Origin of the sequence: Rhodohalobacter sp. SW132 (assembly GCF_003390325.1) — a bacterium.
Lineage (GTDB): Bacteria > Bacteroidota > Rhodothermia > Balneolales > Balneolaceae > SW132.
On sequence record NZ_QUOK01000008.1, the window covers coordinates 25351 to 44790 of the forward strand.

General features: G+C 46.2%; 17 protein-coding genes. 11 read left to right on the forward strand and 6 right to left on the reverse strand.

Going from position 1 to position 19440, the window contains the following annotated elements:
* Positions 1 to 59 precede the first annotated feature (59 nt).
* From pgsA to miaB, 6 genes are all read left to right on the forward strand, one after another.
* Complete coding sequence (pgsA, locus tag DYD21_RS14575; RefSeq protein WP_233505554.1) at positions 60 to 644, forward strand: CDP-diacylglycerol--glycerol-3-phosphate 3-phosphatidyltransferase; 585 nt, start codon at positions 60 to 62, stop codon at positions 642 to 644.
* A complete protein-coding gene (locus tag DYD21_RS14580; RefSeq protein WP_116037734.1) occupies positions 641 to 1132 on the forward strand; it encodes a phosphatidylglycerophosphatase A in 492 nt (163 codons plus the stop codon). The genes pgsA and DYD21_RS14580 overlap by 4 nt, the downstream gene beginning before the upstream one ends.
* Before the next feature lie 91 nt (positions 1133 to 1223).
* Complete coding sequence (gene pyrE, locus DYD21_RS14585) at positions 1224 to 1889, forward strand: orotate phosphoribosyltransferase (RefSeq protein WP_116037735.1); 666 nt, start codon at positions 1224 to 1226, stop codon at positions 1887 to 1889.
* Entirely contained in the window at positions 1877 to 2365 is a 489-nt protein-coding gene (locus DYD21_RS14590) for a hypothetical protein (protein ID WP_116037736.1), read from the forward strand. The genes pyrE and DYD21_RS14590 overlap by 13 nt, the downstream gene beginning before the upstream one ends.
* Positions 2366 to 2489: 124 nt before the next feature.
* Positions 2490 to 3347 carry an FKBP-type peptidyl-prolyl cis-trans isomerase gene (locus tag DYD21_RS14595; protein WP_116037737.1) on the forward strand — a complete coding sequence of 286 codons (858 nt, stop codon included), beginning with the start codon at positions 2490 to 2492 and terminating at the stop codon, positions 3345 to 3347.
* Between the two features lie 88 nt (positions 3348 to 3435).
* Positions 3436 to 4797: a tRNA (N6-isopentenyl adenosine(37)-C2)-methylthiotransferase MiaB gene (gene miaB, locus DYD21_RS14600; protein ID WP_116037738.1), complete on the forward strand. Its 1362-nt coding sequence runs from the start codon at positions 3436 to 3438 to the stop codon at positions 4795 to 4797.
* 90 nt (positions 4798 to 4887) lie between these two features.
* Here miaB and DYD21_RS14605 read toward each other — a convergent pair whose 3' ends face one another.
* The 5 genes from DYD21_RS14605 to DYD21_RS14625 form a co-directional block, all read right to left on the reverse strand.
* Positions 4888 to 5724 (reverse strand): DUF4382 domain-containing protein, encoded by an 837-nt coding sequence (locus tag DYD21_RS14605; protein ID WP_116037739.1) that lies wholly within the window; start codon positions 5722 to 5724, stop codon positions 4888 to 4890.
* A 417-nt stretch (positions 5725 to 6141) separates the two neighbouring features.
* A complete protein-coding gene (locus tag DYD21_RS14610; protein WP_116037740.1) occupies positions 6142 to 7050 on the reverse strand; it encodes a hypothetical protein in 909 nt (302 codons plus the stop codon).
* 20 nt (positions 7051 to 7070) lie between these two features.
* Complete coding sequence (locus tag DYD21_RS14615) at positions 7071 to 8303, reverse strand: glycogen-binding domain-containing protein (RefSeq protein ID WP_147303603.1); 1233 nt, start codon at positions 8301 to 8303, stop codon at positions 7071 to 7073.
* A gap of 17 nt (positions 8304 to 8320) precedes the next feature.
* Positions 8321 to 9040: a hypothetical protein gene (locus DYD21_RS14620; RefSeq protein WP_116037742.1), complete on the reverse strand. Its 720-nt coding sequence runs from the start codon at positions 9038 to 9040 to the stop codon at positions 8321 to 8323.
* Positions 9037 to 9603, reverse strand: coding sequence for an RNA polymerase sigma factor (locus DYD21_RS14625; RefSeq protein WP_116037743.1), 567 nt, complete (start codon positions 9601 to 9603; stop codon positions 9037 to 9039). The genes DYD21_RS14620 and DYD21_RS14625 overlap by 4 nt, the downstream gene beginning before the upstream one ends.
* 252 nt (positions 9604 to 9855) lie before the next feature.
* Here DYD21_RS14625 and DYD21_RS14630 point away from each other — a divergent pair, with 252 nt between their 5' ends.
* The 5 genes from DYD21_RS14630 (at position 9856) to DYD21_RS14650 (ending at position 17636) form a co-directional block, all read left to right on the forward strand.
* The gene (locus DYD21_RS14630) at positions 9856 to 10905 is read left to right on the forward strand and encodes an efflux RND transporter periplasmic adaptor subunit (RefSeq protein ID WP_158607309.1); all 1050 of its coding nucleotides are present in this window, start codon (positions 9856 to 9858) and stop codon (positions 10903 to 10905) included.
* Positions 10905 to 14066, forward strand: a complete 3162-nt coding sequence (locus tag DYD21_RS14635; protein ID WP_116037745.1) for an efflux RND transporter permease subunit — start codon at positions 10905 to 10907, stop codon at positions 14064 to 14066. Before DYD21_RS14630 ends, DYD21_RS14635 begins: the two co-directional genes overlap by 1 nt.
* 334 nt (positions 14067 to 14400) lie before the next feature.
* Positions 14401 to 15558 carry a M20/M25/M40 family metallo-hydrolase gene (locus DYD21_RS14640; protein WP_116037746.1) on the forward strand — a complete coding sequence of 386 codons (1158 nt, stop codon included), beginning with the start codon at positions 14401 to 14403 and terminating at the stop codon, positions 15556 to 15558.
* Positions 15539 to 16525 carry a glucosyl-3-phosphoglycerate synthase gene (locus DYD21_RS14645; RefSeq protein ID WP_116037747.1) on the forward strand — a complete coding sequence of 329 codons (987 nt, stop codon included), beginning with the start codon at positions 15539 to 15541 and terminating at the stop codon, positions 16523 to 16525. The genes DYD21_RS14640 and DYD21_RS14645 overlap by 20 nt, the downstream gene beginning before the upstream one ends.
* A 211-nt stretch (positions 16526 to 16736) precedes the next feature.
* A complete protein-coding gene (locus tag DYD21_RS14650) occupies positions 16737 to 17636 on the forward strand; it encodes an HAD family hydrolase (protein WP_116037748.1) in 900 nt (299 codons plus the stop codon).
* A 13-nt stretch (positions 17637 to 17649) separates the two neighbouring features.
* On the opposite strand, the gene DYD21_RS14655 is transcribed toward DYD21_RS14650, so the two are convergent.
* Positions 17650 to 19401, reverse strand: coding sequence for a sugar phosphorylase (locus DYD21_RS14655; protein WP_116037749.1), 1752 nt, complete (start codon positions 19399 to 19401; stop codon positions 17650 to 17652).
* Positions 19402 to 19440: the final 39 nt, after the last annotated feature.

Here is a 19440-nt window from a genome sequence, read left to right on the forward strand (position 1 = left end):
TGAAATTTGTTCTGAAATTCTTCCTTACAACTTAATCCGTACACCATTACCTTTAAGGCGTGGAAAAATTACCAAACATATTAAGTTCATTGCGATTGATTCTCGCACCGATCTTCCTTTTGCTGTTTATTCAGGATGATCTGTGGCTGCGTGGAATCAGTCTTGTTGTATACACTATAGCCGCCTTAACTGATTATTTTGATGGATATTACGCCAGGCGATATGAGGTAGAAAGTGATTTCGGGGTATTCCTCGACCCGCTTGCCGATAAGGTACTCACTTTTGCGGCATTTGTCTGCCTCCCATTTCTCGATCCCTCTCAATTTCCCTGGTGGGCCATTGGTGTAATCGTATTTCGTGATATTGCCATCACAATGCTGCGCGTTTACAGCGACAGAAAAGGCATCATGATGGAAACCCGAAAAACAGCCAAAGCCAAGACCGCTATCCAGATGGGGTATCTTTATGTTGCCCTCCTTCTTGGATTTTTACTGCTTATTCCGGGTACCACGCACGAAATTGTTCAAACTATTTACGGCACCAACATCATGTACTGGGGGATGATGGTAGTTGTAGCGATTACGGTTTACTCAGGAGTGGAATATCTGTATGTCAACCGAAAGCTTTTTTCTGACAGCAAATGACCCTGTCAAATACACGTACATCTTTTTTGCTGCTGGTCGGTACACTTTTTGGCGCCGGATACCTGCCCAAAGCGCCCGGAACCTGGGGCAGCCTGCTTTTTCTGCCCTTTATCTATGCCTCGTACCTGCTTGGCGGATACATCGGTTTGATACTGCTCACGATCGTCGCTTCAATGTTATCCCTTATCTCAGCACCTGCCGCCATTAAATTGTTAGGACCTGATCCCGGGGAGTTTGTGATGGATGAGTGTGCGGGCCAGGCTCTTGTTTTTGCACTCTACCTGCCATTGTTCGGCGTTGAGCTTAATATACTCCACCTGCTGGGTGGCTTTGTCCTTTTCAGGCTGTTTGATATTACCAAACCGTTAGGGATAAAGGCGGTGGAGAAATTCCGCGGAAAATATGGTATATTGTATGATGATTTGCTTGCAGGGTTTTATGCATCGCTTAGCCTGACAGCTATTATGTATATCAGTACACTATTTTAATACAACGGCTTTCCAAAAAAATGAAATGGATAACGTTGCTGCAAGAGACATCATGTGAAGAAAGAAATTACCATTTCGGAATACCCATTTTATGATTACCACAGATAAAACACCCATCATTGTAGATAAAAAATTTTCCCGGGAGATTGCAAAATCTCTCCTGGATATTGATGCCGTTCTGCTCAGACCAAATGACCCGTTTACCTGGTCATCGGGCTGGAACTCTCCAATTTATTGCGACAACCGGCTCACACTCAGATATCCTGAAGTTCGAAAAAAAATCGCGTCTGCCTTCATTTCCATCATCAGGGATGAACTTGAAACGCCGGATGTCATCACCGGAACTGCAACAGCAGGCATTCCCCATGCCGCATGGGTGGCCGGCAGCATGAACTTACCAATGGCATATGTACGTGCAAAAGCAAAAGCATACGGCCTTGGCAACCAGATTGAAGGCGGTGTTGACAAAGGACAAACTACCGTCATTATTGAAGATTTGATTTCCACCGGCGGATCCGCCATATCCGTTGTTGATGCACTCAACTTTATCGGCGCAAATATCGCAGCAGTACTTGCTATTTTCTCCTATGGATTCGACAAGGCCAATCAGCGATTTTCAAAGCATAACATCCCGGTTTATACGCTCACCGATTATGCTACGTTGATTGACGTAGCTCTTGAAGAAGGCAAAGTGAAAGAGAGCGATATTGATCTTTTAAACCGATGGCGTGCCAATCCCGAAAAATGGCCAAATTAAACAAAAACGATTCTGCATTATCATTCGCTGCTGCCGTAACGGCAATGAGCATTGCCACCGGTAAACGCCTGATGCGCAACTTTCAGTACTATCGCCAATCTTCGGATGCGGTAGTTACACGCCCGGAGTGCCTGGAAATCCTGAAACAGATTCGGATGAACCTTTTCGGACTGCAGAATTTATATCTAAACAGTTCGGACGAAAAACAGCATCACACGAGCTCCTCGTTTAAAGTAATGCTCGCCAAACAGGTACAGGATGGCTTTGAAGATCTGCATAGAAAAATTCTTTTTTATGATGCAGATGATATCTCAGAATTTATTCCGCTGATCGATAGAAACCGTTCTTTTTGGAAAGATTCAACCGAACCTGAGTTTTATGACGAGAATCTCCCCCGTAAAATTGACAGGCAGCTGGTTTCTGATTTTCCCGTATTGAAAAAGAATATCATGGCACTGCCCGCACGAAGTACTTAATATGATGTAACATCATACAATAAAATAACGGATAGGTATTGCAACCAAATGCCGGTTACTACGGTTCTTCAGATACAATGAAGAATCAATTGCAACATCACAAATTCTCACACACCACCCTGAAATGAAACGATTTACACTGCCGTCCCTCCTGCTTGCTTTTGCCCTGGTTATCACCTCTTGCCTCGATACAAGCGGACCCAATGACGATTATGACAACACTGCTGACCTGCAATTTTTAGAAGATAATGCGCAAAGAGATGATGTTACCGTAACCGAAAGCGGCCTGCAGTACCGGGTTGTTGAAGATTCTGTCGGAATAAGCCCCACGGAAGAAACCACAATTATCATCGATTTTGTCGGCTCATTTGTTGATGGAAGTGAATTTAATAACACCTATGAAGCGGGACAGCCCGCTATTGCACGGGTCGAAAATCTGATTTCCGGTCTCAGGGAAGGTGTTCAGCTAATGACGATCGGTTCCATTTACGAATTTGTACTGCCATCTGAGCTTGCCCTCGATTCAAATGGTAATCCACTGCAGGGAATTCCGCGTGGCGCCGCATTGATTTATGAAATTGAACTCATTCATGACAGCGCCTATGATTCGATTTTCCTTGAAGAAAACGCCCTTGAAGAAGATGTTGTAGTGACCGATAGCGGCCTTCAATACAAAATCATTGAAGAGGGAGATGGTGATTCGCCGGGTGCCACATCTACCGTACAGGTAAATTATACCGGCACGTTTATTTTCGGTGAAATATTTGACCAATCTCCCGAATCCATGCCGTCAGAATTTCCTCTTAACGATGTAATTGAAGGCTTTTCAGAAGGTATTCAGCTGATGAATGAAGGAGCAACATTTGAGTTTTATATTCCTGCCGAACTCGCATATGGAGATAATCCCAACCCGCAAAGCCCGATTTATCCCGGCGCCACACTGATTTTTGAAGTAGAATTAGTGTCCATTAGCAATCCATAAGATTTCGGGCAATCTTTTGCGGATTCACATTTATCCCTTCGGCCAGGATTCGTATCTTGGTTGTTCTATTTAATTCTGTATCCAATTTATGACCGATAAAAAATTCTATATCGAAACGTACGGCTGCCAGATGAATTTTGCCGATACGGAAGTTGTGAACTCCATTCTTATTGAGGATGGTATGACACCGGTACAAACAGCTGAAGAGGCAGATATTATATTTGTAAATACCTGCTCTATTCGCGAAAACGCAGAAACCAGGGTATGGAATCGCCTCAAAGAGTTTCGATCGATAAAGAGAGAGAAAAAACATCTTACCGTAGGCGTGATGGGCTGTATGGCCGAGCGGGTAAAAGATAAAATCATCGACCAGGAACAGTTGGTTGATATTGTTGTGGGTCCCGACGCCTATCGTGATATTCCGAATTTACTTGCGGAAGTGGACGATGGGCGAAAAGCTGTAAACGTGCTTCTCTCTCTCGAAGAGACCTACGCTGATATCACTCCCGTTCGTACAAGCGGAAACGGATTGACAGCATTTGTATCGATCATGCGTGGCTGTGATAATATGTGCGCATTCTGTGTGGTCCCGTTCACACGCGGACGTGAGCGCAGCCGGCCAATGGAAAGTATTCTTCGCGAGATTTCTCAGCTCAGCGAGCAGGGATATAAAGAAGTTACGCTGCTGGGTCAGAACGTTAATTCTTATAAATACCAGGATATCGATTTCACACGGCTGATGGATGAAGCCAGCAAGGTTGATCCGGAAATGCGGTTTCGATTTTCATCACCGCACCCCAAGGATTTCCCGGAACCGTTACTGCACCTGATTGCCGAACGGCCCAATTTGTGCAACTATATTCATATTCCGGCCCAGGCAGGCAGCGACACCATGCTGGAGCGAATGCGTCGCCCGTACACCCGCGAACAGTATCTGAAGCTCACCAACCGGATGCGGGAAATCATTCCCGGTGTAAGCCTCTCCACGGATATCATTGCTGGATTTTGCGGTGAAACGGAAGAGGAACACAAAGCCACAATGAGCCTGATGAAAACCGTTGAGTACGATCTCGCCTATATGTTTGCTTACAGTGAACGCGAGCGAACACTTGCACACAGAAAATATGAAGATGATGTGCCCGAAGAGGTAAAAAAGCGACGACTCTCTGAGATTATTAAACAACAGATGGAAATCCAGGAGAAACGCAATAAAGATGAAATCGGCAAAATCCATATCGTCCTTGCAGAAGGTACCAGCAAAAAATCAGACGAACAGTTAAGTGGCCGCTCCGATACCAACAAGATGGTGGTATTTGACAGAGAACACTATCAAAAAGGTGATTACGTAGCTGTAGAAATTGAAGAATGCACCTCCGCTACGCTGATTGGCAAGCCACTGTATAAGACAACGACCCAGGAGTTTTTCAGTAAACAAGCTGTAACAGCCTGAGAAGTTTTGAATTTTTTATACAAAAAAACCCGGCATCATGGTCAAGATGCCGGGTTTTTTGTTTTTAACTGCTGCTACTTATCGTTGATCTTACTCCCCACCTTCATCAGCATCGTCATTGAATGTGTTGAGTTCTATCTCTCCAATCTCATTGGTTTCTCCTACGGTCACGCTAACTTCATCAAGTGCAGCCGGTTCAAACCCTTCTTCTCTTGGCTCAACAGAAACCGTATAGCTGCCTGACTCCAAACCCACGAGTGTAAACTCACCGGAGGAAGTATCCGCAAAGGTAGTAGACAGCGTGTCCGATTCCTGTATGGCATATACCGTCGCCCGGGTATCAATCGGCAAAATAGTTCCGGAAATGTTACCTGTTATTGCTTCGTTTGTTGCTCTAATTACAGGTTTAAGGTTGTACAGATCCTGTACGCCTTTTTTTACAACCGATCGATTGGCGTCAAAATCAAGAAGCAGCGTGTATTGGATTCCTTCCAGAATTTCCGCGTTGATATTAAGTTTCACGCCTGTCTGTTCACCACTGGGCACAAACAGTTCGAACGTTTCGCCATTAATGACTACCGTATTCGCGTCATTCAAAATCAAGCGAATCTGCTCGTATGTGCCTACTTCCAGTTCAGCATCCGCAAGAACGGCCATTTCCCCGTTCACCAGATCCAGGATATTATAGATCTCGTTCGGCTCGCTGATCACAATCCAGCCATCTTCGTTTTGAGTATTGTTCACTTCAACTCGTGCCACGGATATGTTTACTTCATCGTAGTCAACCGGTGCGTCATGGAGTTTCACAACCATGGATCCCGTTCCGCTACCTGATTCTGTGTTAAGAGTGGATTCACAACCCCAGAAAAGCAGGGCTGATGTTATTACTAAATATGTGAGCGTTTTTAATTGTTTTTGAATACTCATGGTAAACCTCGTCTGTTGTTTATGATATATATTTGGGGTTGTTACAGTGATATGACGACCAGGTTCCGGATCGGTTACAATATTTATTAAAAAATTTTAATCTTTAGATTTTTATGATCTGATCTGCCTGCGTAAATAGACTCAGGCCAACATCCAAGCCGCTTACCCGCGTGACTCTCCTTAAGATTCATTCAACAGATTTATGAATAAATATGAAGCTCGACTTTGTTTTTCGCAGTGTATTTCGCGGAGTATTTCTGATGCGTGATGAATGAATAGAATATGATCTGTGAAAATCAGCGTATTACTCAAAGCCACTCTACTCTACATGAATAAAGAAATGGCAGGAGTAAAGTGGGTCCTTATACGATAAGGAACTCGCGTTGTGAATAGAGTTGTGAACTCTGAAATTTCTTACTAATTCCCTTGGTTTCCAGGCCCCTGGCCAGGTCTGCCGCCTGGTGGGTTCCCGGGTCGCCCCGGAATGTTCGATGGTGGTCCCGCATTCACATTCCCGTTGAACAAATTTTGTAAAATCTGGCTGGCAGGAATTCCGTTTCCTATCTGGTTTGATAAGCCATCAAGTACGGAGGCTGCCGGAAGCTGGCTTCGCCTCTCAGCGGCATTCACCGCACCCGGTAACCGCTGAATTTCATTCGCTGAAAACCCTCCGCGTACTGCATTTGCAATCACCGCCTGAACACCTGCCTCATTCAGCATCGACGCCGGCAGATCAGGCAAAATCCCCACTGCTGCTGCTATCGCCCGGGGAGATGAGTTTTCGAGCACAGCAGGCTGCCCCAGCTCGTTCAGCACCATTTCAATAGTTTCTGAAGGCACCTTCTGTGTAAGTGACTTCAGATTCGCATTAACCAACTCCCGGCGAAACTGCTCCTGCCCCCCACCTAAACCCTGCATATACGGTGCAACTTCCGGCTTTTCCATCCAGCGGTTTGATAATGCAACTGCCTGTGGAGTCTCCCTTTGGATCACATCTAATACGGGAATCATTCGTCCGCCCGGAACTCCTTTAGCAAACCCTTCCATCATCTTTTGGATGATAAAATCCGTTGGCATTCCCTTTTCTGCAAGGTCTGCCGCGGGCTCAATCATACGTGCAACGATTGAATCGTCGACACCCCGTGAGGCAGCACGTTCTCTTATCAATTCGATTCTGTTCTGCTCAATTCCCGCAGCTACTGCCCTGTCCGATACCTGCTGAAGATCGCTTTGTTGCGATACTGCAGACAGAGGTGTAAACAGGATCAAAACAAGAATTATGCTAAGAAACAGTGCCGGTGTGGTAAGTGTGTGTATAGTTTTCATATCTGTCCTCATTGTTTCAACTAATCTAAAAATATCAATCCGTTTGTACCGCCAAATCCATCACTCACGGTCATTGTTTCGTCGGTGAATTCAACCCATGTCTCTTCGCCGTTTGCTATCAGAAGTACTTTATACTCGTAAATTCCCGGGTTCAGATTCAGTTCTGCGGCATACTTTCTGCCGCTGACTTTTGATAAGGGAACACCAGGCTGCTCCCAGTCATTAAATTCACCGGTAATGTAGAGATCCCCGTCGCCCCTGTACTCTATAGATACCATAACGGCACTGTTTCTAAGCTGGTCCCATTCAGGCGAAACATTGTTCCCGGAATTTCTGAACATCGATGACGCAGAAAATGTGTATCTCAACCCAACAGATGCCTCCACATCCGACCGGGATTCTCCGCCTCCGGGAAGAAAAAGATTCAATCCGGCAGAACCCCTTCCGGAAAAATTCCCCGCAACCGGAAATGTAAAATTCAGGCTGCCGCGTAAAAGCCGGTCGATCTGATCAAATGATTCCTCTTCCTCGGGCCGAGTCGGTCCAAACTGTGGCCCGCCGCCATCTGGAGTTATGGTAAAACGATTGGTGTATCGATTTGCAGAAACCGAAAGTGCGATACCTGCCGACTGCCCAATAACCCTGCTTAAAGAGGCGGATATGCTGTGATTCTCAAACAAGTTCTTATCTGCCAGCCCGTACACTCCGCCGCGAAGCTGCCATCTGAATGACGGCCAGTGCTCCATTTCAACGCCGTAGAAATCAAACCTGTCAGTCGTTTCAATTTCTCCGGTGTCGTCTAATAACTCATACGTTCTGAAGGATGAACCGGCCCGGGCGCGAACCCTGGTAAAGAGCGACGGCGACCATTCGATTTCTGGCATGAATGAGAGAGTCTGTTTTCCAAATTCTGATTGCAACCGGCTGCCACTTGCCCCGGCTCCGGCTGAAACGGTTTCACTCAACCGATATCGAAATTGAGCAGATCCGAATCCGCCGTTCCAGTTATTTCGTTCATCATAAATATTCTCTAAAACATAACCGCCGGACAGATCGGCCGAAAATCTTCCCGTGGCCCAGAATATTTGTGCTGAAGGAATCAGACGGGTAAATGCACCGCTGTCAGATATGTCCCATTCGTTTATCATCGGGTGCAAAAATGTGTTTGTGGAATATCCGGCTTGCGATTCAACCGTAATCGATGTTCCCGGTGTTTGCGAAAACAGTGTTCCGGTACAGAGAAAACTGATCATAAGTAATCCGACTTTTTTCATAAATAGATCACGGCATTTTTATTCCCAAACCCGTCATCCCGCTGAATTTCAGCGAGTGGATCTGCGAGCCATTCCTCTCCGTTTTTCACAAACATATAGTGATGTTCTCCACGCTCAACAGGAACCAGTCCGGTCCAGACCGTTTTATCACCCATTACCCGGCTGTCCAGTTCAATGGGTTCCCAATCGCTAAAATTGCCGGCTACAGCCATCTCGGAGGCATCATCATCGATGTAAACAAACCGAATCCAAACTTCGTCTGTTACGTGGTCCACCACAAATTCTGTCTCTGTACCGAACTCATTGAGTGAAGTCTCGTCAGCGGAAGGCATCAGAAACAAGGCAGCAGTCAGCATCAAAAGAAGAGCAGGCGTAGCCATAACCATAGCCGGGCGAAACGTGTACTCTTTTGGTGTGAACCATTGTTTCATCCATTCAAAAAATGGTTCGTACCAAACCGGCTGCCGGGCAGTTTCGTGCTCCATTTGTTCAATTTGATGCATCACATCATTTGTGAAACCTTCCGGAACATCAAACATTTCCAGGTCGGGGACTTCGTGCAAAGAATCTGACAAAAATCGATCAAACCGAAGCATTGCCCGGAGTTCCTCGTCCTCAGCTATCCGGATCAGCGCATTCTTCTCCTCTTCAGGTGATAATTCACCATCCAGAAACCGGGAAACCAGCTGTTCATCTTTATGTCTGTTCTTGCTCATAACTGTTCACCTTGCTTAAGTAATTGCTTTAGTTCAGCCCTGGCCCGATGCACCCTAACTTTCAGTGCTGATTCCGATATCTCCATCTGTTCAGATATCGCCTTAAAACTCATTCCGTCACGGTACCGCATCAGCAGAGGTTCCGACTGCCCCGGCCCGAGTTTTCGGATCGCGCTGTACAATAAACGGCTGGATTCGTCCTGTTCCATCGTCTCGTCAGGTTGTAAATCCACACTTTTCCGGTTCTCTATGAACGACTCTTCAAGCTCACTGAACCGGCTGTTTTTTCGGCGGATATTCTTCGTATAATCACGGCAGTGGTTGTGTGCAATCGAATAGATCCACGTTGAAAATTTTGCCCGGTTTCCAAAAGTATTCAGCTTTGAATATGCTTTCACAAAAATCTCCTGTACAAGTCCTTTCACCTCTTCTTCATTTTTTTCGAATGAACGAACAAGGTGAAAAATCATCGGAGAATAGCGGTCAACCAGGTGCCTGTATAACTCCCGGTCTCCTTTTGCTATTCTCTGGATTATTTCCGTTTCAGTTGGTAATTCTTTCATTTATACTTCTCCGGATTGAGTACTCACGGCCGGGGAACGCTATCGTTCACAGACATATGACGACTCAAATATTGATTCGTTACATTTTTTTTCACACCGCAAACACACTATTCAAATGATAAAGTCTTTAAAAGTTTGCCCCGTTTTAAACGATTGGGCACCTAAAATTCATTATCATTAGCTGATGCTATACGCTCTATGAAAAAGGTTCTGCACCTATTATCGGTTGACACAAAAATTAATTCATCTCAAATGATCAATTTCCGGGATCTCTTCCTGCTTTTTCTATTCACTTTGATACTCTTTTCATGTTCAGAAAATGAGCCTCAAGAGTCATCAGCCCAACAATCCGGGACTCCTGTTGCGGGGTACGAGGTTATTCAGCAGGATCTTTCCCGAACTGTATCCGCATCGGGGGCAGTTGAAGCTCTGCATATTCGAATTGCAGGAGCACCTTTTGCTGGAATCATCGAATCGGTGGATGTAGAAGAAGGTGATGAAATTTCGCGCGGAGACCGCCTGGCCGCATATGATTTAACCGAAACTGAAGCCGAACTCCGAAGAAGCGAAGCGCAGGTACATGAGGTTCGGCAGCGTGTAGAACGAATAGAACGGCTACTCGATGGAGATGCCATCAGCCGGTCGGAATATGAAGATGTTCAGGCGGAACTGGCCGTGGCAGAAGCGGAAAAAGAGGTTTGGCAAACCCGGGCTGAACTTGGTGTTGTCCGCGCTAAAACGGAAGGTGTGGTTACAGAACGATACATTGAACCCGGATCGCCTGTCTCAGCAAATGAACAGCTATTTAGAATTGAAGATACATCAACTTTGGTTATTCGAGCCGGAATGTCTGAACTGGATGTCATCCACATTGACCGCGGTGATTCGGTACGTGTTTACCTCGATGCCTACCCGGATCAGCCGATAGAAGCAACGGTGCGCCGGATTTTTCCTTCTGCGGAATCATCAAGCCGAAGATTCCTCGTTGAAGTTGCACTTACCAATTCACCCGAAATCATTGTCAGGCCGGGATTCATGGGACGCGCAACCTTTGATGTGGACCGGCGTGAAAAGACTCTGGCCGTTCCCAGTGAAGCGTTACTGGCATCTCAGCGGGGTGAACAATTTCTTTTTAAAATAGAAAATGATTCACTGGTTCGCGTCGATGTAGAAATTGGTGTGGCACGCAGAAATCGAACCGAAATCACATCAGGCCTACTGGAAGGTGATGTAGTGGTAGGAACCAATCCTACTAATTTAAATGAAGGCGCTCATGTTAGAATTACCGAGTGGATTGAGTGATGCAGGAACCCAAAAAAAGCACCGAAAATCAGGCAGAACTTCAAAAACGCGGGATCACGGCTACGACAATTCGCCGCCCGGTGGGGACCATCGCCATAGCGTCTGTCGTTATCGTACTGGGAATGTTTTTCCTGGAGCGTCTTGCTGTTGATCTCCTGCCAACGATTAATTACCCTCAAATCCGCGTTACGGTTAACTATCCCGGAACCGCGCCCGAGGTAATGGAGCAACAGGTTACGCGGGTTCTGGAATCGAATCTCGCAGCTACGGAGAACCTGGTGAGTATTGAGAGCCGCGCATCGGAAGGCCGGACAAATGTGAACCTGATTTTTGAGTACGGTACAAACATCGACCTCGCTCTGCAGGATGCTTCTCGGAATATGGAGCTTGCCCGCACGCAGCTCCCGCCTGATATCGATCCGCCCAGAGTTTACAAATTCGACCCCTCTCAGGATCCGGTTTACGAAGCTGCTTTTACATCAACGATTCGCAACCCTATGGAGGTTCGTGACTGGCTCGAAACGCGACTTTCGCCCCAGTTGCAGTCGGTCGGCGGTGTTGGCGGCGTTGAAGTTGCCGGCGGTTTGATCCGCGAAATCCAGGTGATTCTGGACCAGGACAGGCTCAACTACTATGGGATACCTATATCGCATATTGAACAGACACTGAATGATGAAAATGTTGATCTGGCTGCCGGGCAGGTAACCTCCGATACATTTGATGTGATGGCTAAATCCGACGGCCGTTTTCAGTCGGTGGAAGACATCAGTAACATTTTAATCTCGGTGCCTGACACAGACAGGAAAATCCATCTCCATGAAATTGCTGATGTTGTGGATGGAAACCGGGAACAGCGTATTTTTGTGCGTCTTAACGGGGAACAGGCTACCCAGCTTGCGGTAACCAAACTGCCCGACGCAAACACACTTGAAGTGATCAACGGAGTTAAAAGCGAAGTAAATCGCCTGCAGCAGAGTGGATTTATACCGGATGACATCCAGTTTGAGGTGGTAACCGATCAATCCTTCTTTATTGAAAATTCGATCGGTGCCGTGAGCGCCGCCGCTTTTCTGGGCGGAGTTCTTGCGATGATTGTAGTGCTCCTTTTTCTCGGAAGTCTGCGCAAAGCGTTTGTGATCGGGATATCGATCCCCATCGCCATCCTGGCTACATTTACAATGATGGGGCTCGGTAATCTCACGCTCAATATTATGAGTCTTGGCGGCCTGGCACTTGGGGTTGGGCTTCTGCTCGATAACTCCATTGTGATGCTCGAAAATATTTATCGCCACCGCGACGAACTTGGTAAATCTGCGGATGCCGCTGCGTTTGACGGTGCCAAAGAAGTTACATCTGCTGTTGTTGCTTCTACGATGACTAACCTTGCCGCAGTCGTGCCGTTTCTGCTTATTACCGGCCTTGCTGCTATGATCTTCCAGGAACTGATCCTTACCATTTCATTTGCAATTCTTGCATCACTGGCTGCGGCCCTGACGCTGGTCCCCACTCTTTCGGCTCTCTTTACTAAAGTAAAATACAGCAGCGGATTTGAAAACAGCCGGCTCATTCGCGGATTCAACCGGGGATTGAAGTCTGCAACAAACTACTACCTTAAAATTGCGCGCCCTGTTTTAAAACTGCGTTATTGGGTGGTCTCCTTCGCATTTCTTCTGCTCATAGGAGCATTTTACCTGATGGGAACGCTGGGCAACGAGTTCCTTCCGCAAGTGGATGATGGAAATGTTGGCGTAAATATCAACCTCCCTCCCGGGGCTCCGCCTGATGTAACCAACGCTTACGCACTGCAGGTTGAAGAGAAAATCAACGAAATGCCGGATATTGTGAATGTATTCAGCCTGACCGGTGGCCACCTTGGCGGCGGAATTTTAAACGAACGCCCCGGTACCGCCCGCTTTTCCATCACGCTGACTCCCGCCTCAGAACGCACTATCTCTGCAGGGCGCTGGGTCATTGATATGGAAGAAAAACTGCATGAACTCGAAATCCCCGGAGCACGCCTTTCAGCAAGCCCTCCGAGTATTCCGGGAATTCGCACCAATCTGGCCGGTGCTGATATCTCCATTGGAATTGTGGGTGATGATATTGATGTGCTCGACCAGCTGGGCAGGGAAATGCTGCCTCAGCTCCAGGGAATTGAAGGGCTCAGTAATATTGAAATTGCGCGGGATGATCGTACACCACTTCTCAGCATACGCACAGACCGGGAACGTGCCTCCGATTACGGACTGAATGTTTCGGATGTGGGACGCACACTGCAAACTGCTGTTGGCGGCTCTGTGCCAACCCGGTACGCCACAGGAATTACAGAATATGATATCCGGGTTATGCTCCCGCGCGACAAGGTTGCCAATACAGAAGATCTCTCAAATCTGCTGCTTTTTCGCGAAAACAATCAAACGATCCGGCTGGGAGACGTTGCAACGTTTTCTCTCGGTGACGGTCCGGCTCACATTGAAAGAGAAAACCAGGTTCGAATCTATCGCATAAATGGAGATGTTAACCGGGAAGTTTCCGATGTGGGATCGGTAAATGATATCATCCGGGAACGTCTGCAGGGCTTTGAGCTTCCGGAAGGATATACACTGATTTACGGCGGCGAAGAAGAAGTTATACGCGAGACAAACCGAAACCTGCTGAATGTTACGCTGCTTGCCCTGTTTCTTGTCTTTGTGGTGATGGCGGTTCAGTATGAACGTCTCTCTAATCCACTCGTAATACTTACAGCCGCCCCGCTCGCACTGATTGGTGTAGCCCTGATATTATGGCTGACCGGCACCACACTGGGAGCACCGGTTATGTTGGGGGTTATATTGCTCGTTGGTATCGTTGTGAATAATGCCATTCTGCTGGTAGAATACATTGAACTTGGAAAATCCGAAAAAGGACTCTCTGCGTTTGATGCAGCCCTTGAAGCAGGACGAATTCGTTTTCGCCCGATTTTGATGACAACGCTCACTACCGTTTGCGGTATGCTTCCCCTTGCTATTGGGTTTGGAGAAGGAGCCGAACTTATGCAGCCACTGGCGCTTTCTGTGGTTGGCGGACTGCTTGTATCCACACTACTGACTCTTTTTATTATTCCCTCGCTTTACCTTATTGTAGATTCCATTACAATGAAGCTGAAAAGCTCGCTGACGTAGAATTTGTAGAGTCTAAACAGACTGTACCTATGCAAAGTTATGTATCTCGATGATCTCTCGTAAAGACGTTAAGGCGCTGCGAAAGTACGTTGTAAACAGTCTCGATACGGATTAAAATCTTACTCCTTCCGTATTTTTTTAAACTCACAATCATATCTGAGTCTGCGCTGCACCTTTGCGACACTGCGAGCCCCCATCACCCCATGGCACCGGCTTCACACAAATTTAACAGATATAAATGATTTACATTAAAAATTTGCTTTATATTGGTAATTGTTTACTGTTTCTTTCCCACACTACCTTTAGAACTTAATGTTCAACCATACCATACAATATGAGTTTAAAATCTGTTATTGGTTCTTTGGATAACCTCCAGGATCAACTCGCTCAATTCAGAGAGATTCTGCTGGCCAATCTTGTTATGATCGGCGAAATTCCCTCTCCCACCACTGGTGAAGAGGATCGCATAGAATTCCTTCTCAATCGATTTAATGAAGCTGGGCTCCCTGAAAGCTCCATAGATGAATGCGGAAACGGCATTGGGGTACTGAACGGCACGGAGGGTGAAAAGTCGATTTTAATTAATGCTCACGCCGACACGGTGTTTTCGTCTAAAACCGATCACACCATGCAGGTTACATCCGATAGTATTACAGGGCCCGGCGTTGCGGACAACAGTCTCGGGCTCGCTGTTCTGGCTACTCTTCCCTATATCCTTGAGGAGCTGGATATCAAACTTAAAAACAACCTGATTCTTTTTGGAGGCACTAAAAGCCTCGGCCGTGGCGACCTTGAGGGAATCCGGTTTTTCCTTGATAACAACGACTTCAACATTAAAAATGCACTTTGTATTGAAGGTGTGGAGCTCGGCAGGCTCAGTTACACCTCTATCGGGATGTTGCGGGGTGAAATCACCTGTAAAGTGCCTGAAACGTACGATTGGTCACGGTTCGGGGACGCCAGCGCCATTCTTACATTGAATGAAGTGATCAACAAATTAAATGACATGCGCCTGCCTAAACGCCCGCGCACAAGCGTGGTGATGGGTTCCATTTCCGGCGGCTCATCATTCAATACCATCGCCAAAGAAGCTACACTTGGATTCGAATTGCGATCTGAATCGGAAGAAGTGGTGGAAGATGTCGGGAAAACTATCCAGGATATTGCCATGGAAGTAGCCTCGAAAACCGGTGATGAAGTAGAGCTCGATATCTTTGCCCGGCGGCGGCCCGGTGGAATTCCATACGCACATCCGCTGAATGAATGCGCACGATCCGTAATGAAAAATCTGGAAATTGAACCCCGCCTTGCCCCAAGCACATCAGAACTGGCCGCCCTTATTGATAAAGGAATTCCGGCACTCACGCTTGGCATCACATCGGGTGACAGAATTCACAAAATGAATGAATCTGTCAAAATTGAACCGATCTATAAAGGGCTGGCTCAACTCATTGGAATATTAATCGCTACAGATGGAGGATTCTGTGAATAATCTGCAACAGTGGATCGACCAAAATACCTACCACCATTCTCAATTCTGGGACATTAAGAAACTTGTTGAAGCAAAAGAGAAACACGGTCTCACGATTTCGCTTTGCCTTCCCACACTGAACGAAGAAAAAACAATCGGTAAAGAAGTTATCCTGTTTAAGTCTGAACTGGTTAATCGCTATCCCCTGATTGATGAAATTGCTGTAATCGACTCAGGATCGGATGACAACACACTTGAAGTTGCAAAAACGTACGGCGCTGACACTTATCTCTCGTCTGAAATTCTCCCCAACCTGGAACCAAAAATGGGGAAAGGCGAAAATCTCTGGAAAGCAATTCATCAGCTGAAAGGAGATATCATTGTCTATGTGGATGCGGATATCAGCAACATACACCCCCGGTTCGTTTATGGGCTGGTTGCCCCGCTGATTTATCGTGAGGAAGTAAAGTATGTGAAGGCGTTTTACGATCGTCCTCTCGCCGTCTCTGGCGGTGTGAGAAATTCAGGCGGAGGTCGCGTCACCGAAATATTGGTCAGGCCTCTGTTTTCTCTGTTTTTTCCCGAACTCACCGCTATTATTCAGCCGCTTTCAGGCGAATATGCCGTACGCCGCGAAGTGCTGGAGCGAATTGCGTTTCCAATCGGATACGGTGTTGAAACCTCGCACCTGATTGATGTTCATCACAAGTTTGGGCTGGAAGCATTCGCCCAGACAGATCTCGACAAACGGGTGCACGAAAATAAACCCACCATCTCACTGGGTAAAATGTCGTTCGGAATTCTTCAAACGTTTCTCAAACGGGCACAGGCGCTCGGTAAATTTGAGAACGTGGATCACGAAACCATTTTGAGGCAATTCCAGGTTACAAAAAGCCAATATCAGCAGAATGAAATTTCAATTATTGAAGAGGAACGCCCTCCGATGATTGAGATTGAAGAGTATCGCAAAAAATTCGGCCGTTCGTAAAGTTGTGTTATTAATATAGTGACGGATTTATTGGATGAAAATCTTCACCGGATGAATTCGCTTCATCCGGTGAATTCTCTGAGCTCTACATTATCCCTCACATAACCTGATAAAATAACCCATTAAGTCCTATCCACTCATCCGATGGCGTGAAGTCAGCGGATGAGGGTATTTCTTTAACTCGGCAAATCAGAATTGACTTGGCATTATCATGAAACAGAAAACATTGCTTGCTGAACGATTTAAAGAGCTTTCAAACCCGCTTCAACCTGAACCCACCGGAGAGCAGCCGCAACTCACTAAACTTACAGGGATAAAGGCCGTAATTTTCGATTTTTACGGTACACTATTTATTTCCGGAGTAGGGGATATTGGAATCGATGATGGAAACTCCGACTCCCAGCTGCTTCTCGATGCTCTTGATGGTGCAGATATTGAAGTATCTGATCCTAAAGCGGGAAAACGTGGATATGAGATCTATAACAAGGTCGTCACAGATGAGATCCAGGAGATCAAGGCGAGTGGAATTCCATACCCTGAGCCCGATATCCGGAAAGTCTGGAGAAATGTATTGAACCAGATGTACGCCGAAGGACTGATTCGCTCTTCTACATCATCGGATGATCACGAGCGAATGGCCGTGGAGTTTGAAGTTCGAATGAACCCGGTCTGGCCGATGGAGGATCTCCATGAAACACTTGAAATACTCCGCAACAAAGAGATGATCCTGGGCATCATTTCTAATTCTCAATTTTATACGCCCATCGCATTCGAAGCACTTGCAGGCCATAATCTCACATCGCTCGGGTTTGATCAGGATCTCCTTCACTGGTCATTTGAAGAGTCGAGAAAAAAACCGGGACTTCAGTTCTATGAGAATTTCATGGAGAAAGCATCAAAAAAATACCCGGCCCTGCAGCCTGAAAATTATCTTTATGTTGGTAATGATATGCTGAAAGATGTGTACCCGGCCCATGAAATGGGTATGAAAACCGCTCTGTTTGCCGGAGACAACCGATCTCTGAAATGGAGAAAAGACGATTCACGTACTAAAAATCTAAAACCGGATATCGTCATAACTACTCTGAGCCAGATCGCCGAATGCATCTGATCGTTTAGCGATTTCAGATCATAATCCAGGCCACCTGGTAAGATTTTAGTGTCAGAGTTCCCTCTGAGATACACACCTTCTCACTGAGTATATCGTCGTAATTTTTATTCTTTTCGAAGGGAAACTGATCTCCGGTAATATCTAAGATCTTTTCTTCGTCTGTAAGATTCGCAGCTACAAAAACCCGTTCCATGCCTTCAGGATCGACCCGTTCAATGCAAAACAGGTCCGGATCTGCATCAAAAACTTTCTGTTTTCCAAACGGATGAAACGCCGGGTGTTGATTTCTTTTCTCCAGAATCTCCTTGTACCTGTTAAAAATACGATAGGTATTGGTGTCCGGATCGTTTAACGCATCAACAAGTTCGTTATATCCCCATTTCTTACGATTAATGGTTCGGTACCGCCCGGTTATGGAAACGCCTCGCATGTTGTTTCGGGTAGCCGTCAGATTGTGGAAGTAGATACCGGGAACACCCTGTAAACTCAACATAATGATCTGAGAGCAGATATAACGCCGTTCCTGTATACTTTGAGATCCGTTATAGTCTGAAAATGCATCAAAATAGGTGATATTTAACTCGTAGGGGCTTAAACTTCCATCGGGATTCTGCTTTTCCGATACAAACCCGCCTCTGCCTCTCATACCCTCTACGAGGGCTGCAAACTCCTCATCCGGCACCAGCCCTTCAAGCGGCCGTACTCCAATGCCGTCATGCGATGATGTAAAATTGAAATAGGTACAGTTTTCGGGAAGCGTATGTAGTGATTCTGCCCACCTCGTGAGGTACGACGCATTCTCCGTGAGAATAGCGTGTAAAAGCAGCGGCGGCAGACTGAACTGATAAACCATATGAGCTTCATCACCATCACCAAAGTAGCTGATATTCTCTTTATGCGGCACATTGGTCTCGGTAATCAGTGTTGTCTCCGGTGCATAATGATCTACAATCGTTCGCATCAGTTTCACAATTTCATGCGTTTCCGGCAGATGTATGCAAGATGTGCCAATCTCTTTCCATATAAATGCTACAGCATCCAGCCGAATCACCGACAAACCTTCTTTAAGGTAGAACAGGAAAATATCGATGAATCGGAAAAGGAGATCAGGGTTTGCAAAATTCACATCAATTTGGTCATCACTGAAGGTTGTCCAGACAAACTTCTCACCTTTATCGGTGTGAACCGGCGTGAGCAAAGGTGAACTCCTCGGCCGCGTCACTTCACTCAGATCCAGAGAGGGATCCACTTCAATAAAATAATCGGTATACGGTTCTTTATTTCTCAGATATTTCTTAAACCAGCTGCTGTGGCGGGATGCATGATTCATCACCAGGTCGCCCATCAACCTGAAATCTTTGCTCATTTCTTCTATATCATCCCAGCCGCCCACACGGGTATCTACCCGCTTATAATCCACAACCGAAAAGCCGTCATCGGATGAGCTCGGGTAAAAGGGTAGAATATGTACCGATGAAATAAATCCCTTCAGATGCTCATTCAGAAATTCGTGCTGTTTATGGAGTTTTGACACAGGCTCACCTTCATCCGGCTGAACCATATCACCATACGTAATCAGTATCTGATCCTGATGAGACCATACATTTTTAAACGAAAAATCACCTTCTGCCGGACTCATATCGTACTCATCCAACAGTTTGTGTGTCTGTTGAAGACAATACTCCACTTTTTCGTCGCCGTAGATGAAGGAGTAATGTTTTTGTAATTGTTTTTTAAAAGAGTCTGTAAATCGGGGGTAGCTCATAAAGTAAAACCGGTATGGGTTCAATAAAAAATACGCGTT

Coding starts and splice junctions, on each gene's coding strand:
- DYD21_RS14580 (WP_116037734.1), top strand. CDS start 641: ATGACCCTGTCAAATACACGTACATCTTTTTTGCTGCTGGTCGGTACA.
- pyrE (WP_116037735.1), top strand. CDS start 1,224: ATGATTACCACAGATAAAACACCCATCATTGTAGATAAAAAATTTTCC.
- DYD21_RS14590 (WP_116037736.1), top strand. CDS start 1,877: ATGGCCAAATTAAACAAAAACGATTCTGCATTATCATTCGCTGCTGCC.
- DYD21_RS14595 (WP_116037737.1), top strand. CDS start 2,490: ATGAAACGATTTACACTGCCGTCCCTCCTGCTTGCTTTTGCCCTGGTT.
- miaB (WP_116037738.1), top strand. CDS start 3,436: ATGACCGATAAAAAATTCTATATCGAAACGTACGGCTGCCAGATGAAT.
- DYD21_RS14605 (WP_116037739.1), bottom strand. CDS start 5,724: ATGAGTATTCAAAAACAATTAAAAACGCTCACATATTTAGTAATAACA.
- DYD21_RS14610 (WP_116037740.1), bottom strand. CDS start 7,050: ATGAAAACTATACACACACTTACCACACCGGCACTGTTTCTTAGCATA.
- DYD21_RS14615 (WP_147303603.1), bottom strand. CDS start 8,303: ATGATCAGTTTTCTCTGTACCGGAACACTGTTTTCGCAAACACCGGGA.
- DYD21_RS14620 (WP_116037742.1), bottom strand. CDS start 9,040: ATGAGCAAGAACAGACATAAAGATGAACAGCTGGTTTCCCGGTTTCTG.
- DYD21_RS14625 (WP_116037743.1), bottom strand. CDS start 9,603: ATGAAAGAATTACCAACTGAAACGGAAATAATCCAGAGAATAGCAAAA.
- DYD21_RS14630 (WP_158607309.1), top strand. CDS start 9,856: ATGATCAATTTCCGGGATCTCTTCCTGCTTTTTCTATTCACTTTGATA.
- DYD21_RS14635 (WP_116037745.1), top strand. CDS start 10,905: ATGCAGGAACCCAAAAAAAGCACCGAAAATCAGGCAGAACTTCAAAAA.
- DYD21_RS14640 (WP_116037746.1), top strand. CDS start 14,401: ATGAGTTTAAAATCTGTTATTGGTTCTTTGGATAACCTCCAGGATCAA.
- DYD21_RS14645 (WP_116037747.1), top strand. CDS start 15,539: ATGGAGGATTCTGTGAATAATCTGCAACAGTGGATCGACCAAAATACC.
- DYD21_RS14650 (WP_116037748.1), top strand. CDS start 16,737: ATGAAACAGAAAACATTGCTTGCTGAACGATTTAAAGAGCTTTCAAAC.
- DYD21_RS14655 (WP_116037749.1), bottom strand. CDS start 19,401: ATGAGCTACCCCCGATTTACAGACTCTTTTAAAAAACAATTACAAAAA.